This is a genomic window from Bacillus sp. mrc49 (assembly GCF_002803435.1).
Map to the genome: position 1 here is coordinate 1 of NZ_PHNG01000746.1, position 10,332 is coordinate 10,332.

At 43.4% G+C, this 10,332-nt stretch carries 6 protein-coding genes; all 6 read left to right on the forward strand.

Translation table 11 applies throughout. From position 1 onward, the window contains the following. The first annotated feature begins 207 nt into the window (after nucleotides 1-207). On the forward strand, nucleotides 208-3,777 hold the full coding sequence (rpoB, locus tag CVN76_RS21860) for a DNA-directed RNA polymerase subunit beta (RefSeq protein WP_100531083.1): 3,570 nt from the start codon (nucleotides 208-210) through the stop codon (nucleotides 3,775-3,777). 181 nt (nucleotides 3,778-3,958) lie between these two features. Further along, nucleotides 3,959-7,558: a DNA-directed RNA polymerase subunit beta' gene (gene rpoC, locus CVN76_RS21865; protein ID WP_061141099.1), complete on the forward strand. Its 3,600-nt coding sequence runs from the start codon at nucleotides 3,959-3,961 to the stop codon at nucleotides 7,556-7,558. A 294-nt stretch (nucleotides 7,559-7,852) separates the two neighbouring features. After that, a complete protein-coding gene (locus CVN76_RS21870) occupies nucleotides 7,853-8,101 on the forward strand; it encodes a 50S ribosomal protein L7ae-like protein (RefSeq protein WP_061141100.1) in 249 nt (82 codons plus the stop codon). Between the two features lie 104 nt (nucleotides 8,102-8,205). Further along, entirely contained in the window at nucleotides 8,206-8,628 is a 423-nt protein-coding gene (gene rpsL, locus CVN76_RS21875; protein WP_034305038.1) for a 30S ribosomal protein S12, read from the forward strand. 41 nt (nucleotides 8,629-8,669) lie between these two features. Then, nucleotides 8,670-9,140: a 30S ribosomal protein S7 gene (rpsG, locus tag CVN76_RS21880; RefSeq protein ID WP_048677878.1), complete on the forward strand. Its 471-nt coding sequence runs from the start codon at nucleotides 8,670-8,672 to the stop codon at nucleotides 9,138-9,140. Nucleotides 9,141-9,184: 44 nt separating this feature from the next. Next, nucleotides 9,185-10,332, forward strand: a 1,148-nt coding sequence (gene fusA / locus CVN76_RS21885; protein WP_100533047.1) for an elongation factor G, incomplete at its 3' end; no start/stop codon positions are given.

The following is a 10,332-nucleotide window of genomic DNA, read 5'->3' on the forward strand; positions in this document are numbered from 1 at the left end:
ATGCATATATATAATTCCGTAACTATGCAATTTTTATACCATTGGTGTATAACCAATGGATAATATGGGAAAAATATATAAATAATAGTTCGTTTTATGAGAAATAGTGGTTTTTAAAATAAAAACCATTTTCTTTTTGTCTATGGAAAGGATTTCTTTTCCGGGGCAAATGGATCCTTATAACGCTTGATTTAAGGGGTGAATCAGTTGACAGGTCAACTTGTTCAGTATGGACGACACCGCCAACGTAGAAGTTATGCAAGAATCAGTGAGGTTTTGGATCTTCCGAATCTTATTGAAATTCAAACAGCTTCTTATCAATGGTTTCTAGATGTAGGTTTAAAGGAAATGTTCCAGGATATTTCTCCTATTGAAGATTTTACAGGTAATTTATCGTTAGAATTCATCGATTACAGCTTAGCTGAGCCGAAGTATTCTGTGGAAGAAACAAAAGAACGCGATGTTACGTATTCTGCACCACTTCGTGTGAAAGTGCGCCTTGTTAACAAAGAAACAGGGGAAGTTAAAGACCAAGATGTATTTATGGGCGACTTCCCGTTGATGACGGAAACAGGTACATTTGTCATCAATGGTGCCGAACGGGTCATTGTATCCCAATTAGTGCGCTCACCTAGCGTATATTACAACGGTAAAATGGATAAAAACGGTAAGTTAGGATTCTCTGCGACCGTTATTCCGAACCGTGGCGCCTGGCTTGAATATGAAACAGACGCCAAGGATGTTGTGTATGTTCGAATCGATCGCACGAGGAAATTACCTATTACAGTATTGATGCGTGCCCTTGGATTTGGAACTGATCAGGAAATCATTGACTTGATCGGAGACAACGAATACCTTCGCAACACTCTTGAGAAAGACAATACCGAGAGTGTCGAAAAAGCTTTGCTGGAAATCTATGAGCGTCTACGCCCAGGTGAACCACCTACTGTCGAAAACGCGAAAAGTCTTTTAGTTTCACGCTTTTTTGATCCAAAACGTTATGATTTAGCTAACGTAGGTCGTTATAAAATAAACAAAAAACTGCATATCAAGAACCGTCTGTTCGGACAACGCATTGCAGAGACTTTGATCGATCCTGAAACCGGGGAAATCATCGTCGAAAAAGGTACAATGCTAGACCGCCGTACACTTGATAGGATCCTGCCTCATATTGAAGCTGGAATCGGATTCAAAACATTCCATCCTTCTGGCGGCGTGGTGGAAGAAGAGACCCTTCTTCAGCCTATCAAAGTTTTTGCGCCAAATGATGCTGAAGGTGAAAAAGTAATTAATATCATCGGTAATGCGTATGTGACGGATAAGGTCAAAAACATTACGCCGGCAGATATTATTTCTTCTATCAGTTATTTCTTTAACTTACTGCATGGTGTGGGAATCACGGATGATATTGACCACTTGGGTAACCGTCGTCTGCGGTCTGTTGGTGAATTGCTGCAAAACCAATTCAGAATTGGTTTATCGCGTATGGAGCGTGTCGTTCGTGAACGGATGTCCATTCAAGATACGAATACGATCACACCGCAGCAACTAATCAACATTCGTCCTGTTATTGCATCCATCAAAGAGTTTTTCGGAAGCTCACAGCTTTCTCAGTTCATGGATCAAACGAACCCGTTGGCCGAATTGACACATAAACGTCGTCTTTCTGCATTGGGACCTGGTGGTTTGACACGTGAGCGTGCTGGTTTTGAAGTGCGTGACGTTCATTATTCCCACTATGGCCGTATGTGTCCGATTGAAACGCCTGAGGGACCGAATATCGGGTTGATTAACTCGCTTTCCAGTTTTGCAAAGGTAAACCCGTATGGTTTCATCGAAACACCATATCGTCGTGTGGATCCGGAAACTGGAAAAATTACGAGTCAAATCGACTACTTAACAGCCGATGAAGAAGATAACTATGTAGTTGCCCAAGCGAATGTTCGTCTTTCAGATGACGGATCCTTCCTTGATAATGATGTTGTTGCACGTTTCCGCGGTGAAAATACCGTTGTTCCGCGTGACCGCGTAGATTACATGGATGTATCTCCTAAACAAGTCGTTTCTGCTGCGACAGCATGTATTCCTTTCTTGGAAAACGATGACTCCAACCGTGCCCTTATGGGAGCGAACATGCAACGTCAAGCAGTTCCATTGCTACAACCGGAAGCACCTCGAGTTGGAACGGGTATGGAATATGTTTCGGCTAAAGATTCCGGTGCAGCTGTCATTTGTAAACACCCTGGTATCGTAGAGCACGTTGAATCACGTGAAGTATGGGTCCGCCGGGTTAGTGAAGTTGACGGACAGCAAGTAAAAGGCAACTTGGATAAGTATCGTCTATTAAAATTCATTCGTTCCAACCAAGGAACGTGCTATAATCAACGCCCGATCGTAAGTGTAGGCGACAACGTCGTAAAAGGGGAAATCCTTGCCGATGGCCCTTCAATGGAAAAAGGCGAATTAGCCCTTGGACGTAACGTATTGGTAGCCTTCATGACATGGGATGGGTACAACTATGAAGATGCCATCATCATGAGTGAACGTCTGGTCAAGGATGATGTGTACACTTCTATCCATATTGAAGAATATGAATCTGAATCTCGCGACACAAAATTAGGGCCTGAAGAAATCACTCGTGATATCCCTAACGTCGGGGAAGATGCGCTTCGTAACCTTGACGAACGCGGAATCATCCGTGTCGGTGCCGAAGTGAAAGACGGAGATCTTCTAGTTGGTAAAGTCACGCCTAAAGGTGTAACGGAATTGACTGCCGAGGAACGTCTATTACATGCAATCTTCGGTGAAAAAGCACGTGAAGTCAGGGATACATCGCTTCGCGTACCTCATGGCGGCGGCGGTATCGTCCTTGATGTTAAAGTGTTTAACAGAGAAGATGGCGATGAATTGCCTCCAGGTGTAAACCAATTGGCTCGTGTATATATCGTACAAAAACGTAAAATCCATGAAGGCGATAAAATGGCTGGACGACATGGTAACAAAGGGGTAATTTCCAGGATCCTTCCTGAGGAAGATATGCCATATTTACCAGACGGCACACCAGTCGACATCATGTTGAATCCACTTGGTGTACCTTCACGTATGAACATCGGTCAGGTGCTGGAGCTCCACTTAGGTATGGCTGCACGCGCTCTTGGCATTCATGTAGCATCACCTGTTTTCGATGGTGCCACCGAGGAAGATGTTTGGGGTACGATTGAAGAAGCCGGGATGTCCCGTGATGCAAAGACCGTCCTATATGATGGCCGTTCAGGTGAAGCATTCGATAACCGTGTATCAGTCGGTGTCATGTATATGATCAAACTGGCGCATATGGTCGATGATAAGCTTCATGCACGTTCAACTGGACCTTACTCACTGGTTACGCAGCAGCCGCTTGGTGGTAAGGCGCAATTCGGTGGACAGCGTTTCGGTGAGATGGAAGTATGGGCACTTGAAGCATACGGTGCTGCTTATACATTACAAGAAATCCTAACCGTCAAATCGGATGATGTCGTGGGCCGTGTTAAAACATACGAAGCGATTGTCAAAGGTGAAAATGTCCCTGAGCCTGGCGTTCCTGAATCATTCAAAGTATTGATCAAGGAGCTTCAAAGTTTAGGATTGGATGTTAAAATTCTTAATGCCGAAGACCGCGAGATTGAAATGCGTGATTTGGAAGATGAAGAAGAAGCCAACCAAGCAGACAAATTAAGCCTTGATGCCGATACAAAAGATATGGTTGCCTCCGAAGTAGGGGCACCTGTCAAAGAATAATTAAATATAAACATATCTAGTTATATATGATCCGCTCTGACTGGCAGCAAGTAGTTTCTTTGAAGACCTTGCTGCCATGTTAGAGCCTTATTGATTCAATCAACCATCATCCGGTGTAGATTGCCTGATAAATTCCGGTGATCAAGGGTTAAACCTGGAGATTAAAAGGGAGGTAGGCCCCTTGTTAGACGTTAATAATTTTGAGTATATGAAAATCGGTCTTGCTTCACCAGACAAGATTCGTTCTTGGTCCCATGGAGAAGTGAAGAAGCCAGAAACAATCAACTATCGTACGTTAAAGCCTGAAAAAGACGGTTTATTCTGTGAGAGAATCTTTGGACCTCAAAAGGACTGGGAATGTCATTGCGGAAAATATAAACGTGTTCGTTATAAAGGCGTAGTCTGTGACCGTTGTGGCGTCGAAGTCACTCGTGCCAAAGTGCGTCGCGAACGTATGGGTCATATTGAACTGGCAGCGCCAGTTTCACATATATGGTATTTCAAAGGAATCCCTAGCCGTATGGGACTTGTACTTGATATGTCCCCGCGTGCTTTGGAAGAAGTCATTTACTTTGCATCTTACGTAGTAACTGAAACGGGCGATACAACTTTAGAAAAGAAACAGCTTCTTTCCGAAAAGGAATATCGTACATACCGTGAAAAATACGGTAAGAAGTTCCAAGCTGCAATGGGTGCGGAAGCTATTAAAAAACTTTTACAAGATATAGATACGGAAAAGGAAGTAGAGTCGTTGAAAGAGGAGCTTAAAACAGCCCAAGGACAACGCAGGACCCGTGCTATCAAACGCTTGGAAGTGCTGGAAGCATTCCGTAACTCCGGTAATGAACCTTCATGGATGATCCTTGACGTGCTGCCGGTCATTCCACCGGAACTTCGCCCAATGGTACAACTTGACGGCGGACGCTTCGCTACGTCTGATTTAAATGATTTATACCGTCGTGTCATCAACCGTAATAACCGGTTAAAACGACTGCTTGACCTTGGTGCGCCAAGCATTATCGTTCAAAACGAAAAGCGTATGCTTCAAGAAGCTGTCGATGCTCTTATCGATAATGGCCGTCGTGGCCGTCCGGTAACAGGACCTGGTAACCGCCCATTAAAATCCTTATCTCATATGTTAAAAGGTAAACAAGGCCGCTTCCGTCAAAACCTTCTTGGTAAACGTGTTGACTACTCTGGACGTTCGGTTATCGTAGTAGGACCAAACTTAAAGATGTACCAATGCGGTCTTCCGAAGGAAATGGCGATCGAATTATTCAAACCATTCGTCATGAAGGAATTGGTTCAAAGAGGTTTGGCGCATAACATTAAATCCGCCAAGCGTAAAATTGAACGTTTATCTCCTGAAATTTGGGATGTGCTTGAAGAAGTGATCAGGGAGCATCCAGTACTATTGAACCGTGCACCGACACTTCATAGGCTTGGTATCCAAGCATTTGAGCCAACCTTGGTCGAAGGGCGCGCAATTCGTTTGCACCCGCTCGTATGTACAGCCTACAATGCTGACTTTGACGGTGACCAAATGGCGGTTCACGTTCCGCTTTCATCTGAAGCCCAAGCTGAGGCACGCATGCTCATGCTGGCTGCACAGAACATCTTGAACCCTAAAGATGGTAAACCAGTCGTTACACCTTCCCAAGATATGGTTTTAGGTAACTATTACCTAACGTTGGAAAGAGAAGGCGCAATCGGCGAGGGTATGATCTTTAAAGATACAAGTGAAGCGTTGCTTGCGTACCAAAACGGATATGTTCACCTGCATTCCCGTTGTGCCGTCCATGCATCGTCACTAAATAATGAAACTTTCACTGAAGAGCAAAACGGCCAGTTGCTAATTACGACTGTCGGTAAATTGATTTTCAATGAAATCTTACCAAAATCATTCCCGTATATTAACGAACCGACTCGATATAACCTGGAAACGAAAACTCCAGAAAAATATTTCGTGGAAAAAGGCGCTAATATCCCTGAATTGATCGAGGCCCAGCCTGCTATTGATCCATTCAAGAAAAAAATTCTTGGAAATATCATCGCAGAAGTCTTTAAACGCTTTAAAATTACCGAAACATCCAAAATGCTTGACAGGATGAAGGATCTTGGATTCAAATATTCGACAAAAGCCGGTATTACTGTTGGTGTGGCTGATATCGTCGTATTGAAAGAAAAACAAGAAATCATCACCGAAGCTCAAACTAAAGTGGATAACGTCTTAAAACAATTCAGACGTGGTTTGATCACTGAGGATGAGCGTTATGATCGCGTCATCTCGATCTGGAGTGCTGCAAAGGATACGATTCAGTCTAAACTTATGGACTCATTGGATCGCCGCAACCCGATCTTCATGATGAGTGACTCCGGTGCCCGTGGTAACGCCTCTAACTTCACGCAGCTTGCGGGTATGCGCGGATTGATGGCCAACCCGGCTGGACGGATCATCGAATTACCGATCAAATCAAGTTTCCGTGAAGGTTTAACAGTGTTGGAGTATTTCATCTCTACACATGGTGCGCGTAAAGGTCTTGCCGATACAGCACTTAAAACGGCCGACTCCGGTTACCTTACTCGTCGACTTGTTGACGTTGCCCAAGATGTCATCATCCGTGATGACGACTGTGGAACGGACCGCGGCTTGAAGATTTCAGCCTTGAGAGAAGGTACTGAAATAATCGAGCATCTTGAAGAGCGCCTAGTGGGCCGTTATGCAAGAAAAGCGATCAGACATCCAGAAACAAGTGAAGTGATCGTACCTGAAAATGGTCTTATCACTGAAGATCTTGCTCATTATATTGAATCTCTAGGTATAGAAACAGCGTGGATCCGTTCTGCCTTTACATGTAACACCAGCCATGGTGTATGTAAAAAATGTTATGGACGCAACTTGGCTACCGGCCAAGAGGTTGAAGTGGGCGAAGCTGTCGGTATCATCGCAGCGCAATCAATCGGGGAACCTGGTACACAGTTAACGATGCGTACATTCCATACCGGAGGGGTTGCCGGAGACGATATCACACAAGGTCTTCCGCGTATCCAAGAGATTTTCGAAGCAAGGAACCCTAAAGGTCAAGCTGTCATTTCCGAAATTGAAGGTACGGTCGTTTCAATTAACGAAATCAGGGATAAACAACAGGAAATCGTTGTTCAAGGAGCAGTGGAGTCTCGCACATATACTGCACCGTACACAGCGCGCCTAAGAGTTACTGTCGACACTCCTGTCCGTCGAGGTGAAGAGTTGACAGAGGGATCGATCGACCCGAAAGAATTGCTGAAAGTTACCGATGTACTTACCGTTCAGGAATACCTGCTGCATGAAGTGCAGAAAGTATACCGGATGCAGGGGGTTGAAATCGGTGATAAGCATATCGAGGTAATGGTTAGACAAATGATGCGTAAAGTCCGTGTGCTTGATGCGGGTGAAACGGAAGTGCTTCCAGGAACATTATTGGATGTTAACCAGTTCACCACAGCAAATACCGATGCATTATTGACTAATAAATTGCCGGCAACAGGACGCCCTGTATTATTGGGTATCACTAAAGCATCACTCGAAACGGATTCGTTCTTGTCCGCCGCATCGTTCCAAGAAACTACAAGAGTCTTGACAGATGCAGCAATCAAAGGAAAACGTGATGAGTTGCTTGGTCTTAAAGAAAATGTTATCATCGGTAAACTTGTCCCAGCAGGTACAGGAATGCTTCGCTACAGAAAAGCAAACCCCGTCGTTGTTGGTGATGAAAACACCGAGACAGTATCTGTTGACTAAGTAATAACGGACCAGCTCAATGACGATACCTGAAAATGGTGCTCCCATCCAGCGGAGCCGATGATCAGGAAATCATTGAGCTGGTCTCCCTTAATTACCCATCGAGCCTGAAAGCCTGATGATGATTCAGACTTAATATTTCGCTAAAGCAATTTGCAAATCTTTATAGAAATATGTATGGAAAACCTTTTGCTTTTAATTAATTTTTTGAAAGAAGTTGACAGTATCCGACTTATAATGATACTATAGCAAAGGTGCTCCTATGTTACCCTGTAACTTTGGAGGATATGGACCATGTCTTATGAAAAAGTAATACAGGCAAAGTCAGTGATTATAGGAACGAAACAAGCAGTTAGAGCTCTTAAAAACAATTTAATTCAAGAGGTTATCATCGCTGATGATGCAGATATATACTTGACTGGGCGCGTCATTGAGACCGCTAAGAAATTGGATGTTCCTATCACATATGTTGATTCGATGAGAATGCTTGGCAAAGCATGTGGTATTGATGTCGGAGCAGCAACTGTTGCCATTAAAAAGTAAAAATGTTTTTGCAATATTATTTGCAAAGACTTTGTTTTTACCCATTTATGAACCACCTGGATGTGTGGTACTAGAAATGAAAACGTGAAGGGAGGAAAAATGTAATGCCTACTATTAATCAATTAGTGCGTAAAGGACGCGAGTCTAAAGAGGTTAATTCAAAATCTCCAGCACTTAACAAAGGCTACAACAGCTTTAAAAAAGCACAAACTAACGTATCATCTCCGCAAAAACGTGGTGTTTGTACTCGTGTGGGTACTATGACACCGAAGAAACCGAACTCCGCGTTACGTAAATATGCGCGTGTACGTTTAACAAACGGTATCGAGGTAACAGCTTATATCCCAGGTATCGGTCACAACCTACAAGAACACAGCGTGGTTCTTATCCGTGGCGGTCGTGTAAAGGATTTACCAGGGGTACGTTACCATATCGTACGTGGTGCTCTTGATACTGCTGGAGTTAACAATCGTATGCAAGGCCGTTCTAAATACGGAACTAAGCGTCCGAAAGCAGCTAAAAAATAATCTCAAACAAAAATTGAACTTTCTTGAAAGGAGGAAATATAATGCCTCGTAAAGGACCTGTAACGAAAAGAGACGTATTACCAGATCCAATTTATAATTCAAAACTTGTGACTCGCTTAATCAACAAATTAATGGTTGATGGACAAAGAGGTAAATCACAAAAAATTCTTTACTCTGCATTTGATTTAATCAAAGAACGTACTGGCAATGAGCCAATCGAAGTTTTCGATCAAGCACTTAAAAACATCATGCCTGTATTAGAAGTAAAAGCACGCCGTGTGGGTGGAGCTAACTACCAAGTACCAGTTGAGGTGCGCCCAGACCGCAAATCGACTTTAGGTCTTCGTTGGTTGGTAAACTACTCTCGCCTTCGTGGAGAAAAAACGATGGAAGAGCGTTTAGCTTACGAAATCATGGATGCTGCCAACAACACTGGAGCAGCTGTTAAGAAACGTGAAGATACACACAAAATGGCTGAAGCTAATAAAGCATTCGCTCATTATCGCTGGTAAGATCAATCACTATAAAATCCTTATAGAAGGAAGGAGAAAGACAAATGGCAAGAGAGTTCTCCTTAGCAAACACTCGTAATATCGGTATCATGGCTCACATCGATGCTGGTAAAACGACAACAACAGAACGTGTTCTTTATTACACTGGTAAAATCCATAAAATTGGTGAAACACACGAAGGTGCATCACAAATGGACTGGATGGAACAGGAACAAGAACGCGGAATCACGATCACATCCGCTGCAACAACTGCACAGTGGAAAGGTCACCGTGTAAACATCATCGATACGCCTGGACACGTAGACTTCACAGTTGAAGTTGAACGTTCATTGCGTGTACTTGATGGAGCTGTAGCCGTACTTGATGCCCAATCAGGTGTTGAGCCTCAAACTGAAACAGTTTGGCGCCAAGCTACAACTTATGGTGTACCACGTGTCGTATTCGTAAATAAAATGGACAAAATCGGTGCGGATTTCCTTTATTCAGTAGGTACAATCCACGATCGTCTTCAAGCAAATGCTCACCCGGTTCAGTTACCTATCGGTGCTGAAGATCAATTCTCTGCAATCATCGACCTTATCGAAATGAAAACTCATTTCTATGGTAATGACCTAGGAACTGATATCACTGTTGGTGAAATTCCTGAAGAACATCGTGAATTGGCTGAAGAGTACCGTGAAAAGCTAATTGAAGCAGTAGCAGAAGTTAACGAAGACTTAATGGAAAAATACCTTGGCGGCGAAGAAATCAGCATTGCTGAATTGAAAGCAGCCATCCGTACGGCTACCGTTAATGTTGAGTTCTTCCCAGTTATCTGTGGATCGGCTTTCAAAAATAAAGGTGTTCAATTAATGCTTGACAACGTTATCGACTTCCTTCCATCTCCATTGGATGTACCTGCTATCAAAGGTACTCTACCGGATTCAGAAGATGAAGTGGAACGTCATTCAGATGATTCTGAACCGTTCTCTGCACTAGCGTTTAAAGTTATGACTGACCCTTACGTTGGTAAACTTACATTCTTCCGCGTGTACTCAGGTACATTGGAATCAGGATCATATGTAATCAACTCAACAAAAGGTAAACGTGAACGTATTGGACGTATCCTTCAAATGCACGCAAACAGCCGTGAAGAAATTTCTACTGTATATGCAGGGGATATCGCTGCTGCTGTTGGTTTGAAAGATACGAC

Bases quoted from the DNA above. Each gene is read 5' to 3' on its own strand.
- CVN76_RS21870 (WP_061141100.1), top strand. From the start codon at position 7,853: ATGTCTTATGAAAAAGTAATACAGGCAAAGTCAGTGATTATAGGAACG.
- rpsL (WP_034305038.1), top strand. From the start codon at position 8,206: ATGCCTACTATTAATCAATTAGTGCGTAAAGGACGCGAGTCTAAAGAG.
- rpsG (WP_048677878.1), top strand. From the start codon at position 8,670: ATGCCTCGTAAAGGACCTGTAACGAAAAGAGACGTATTACCAGATCCA.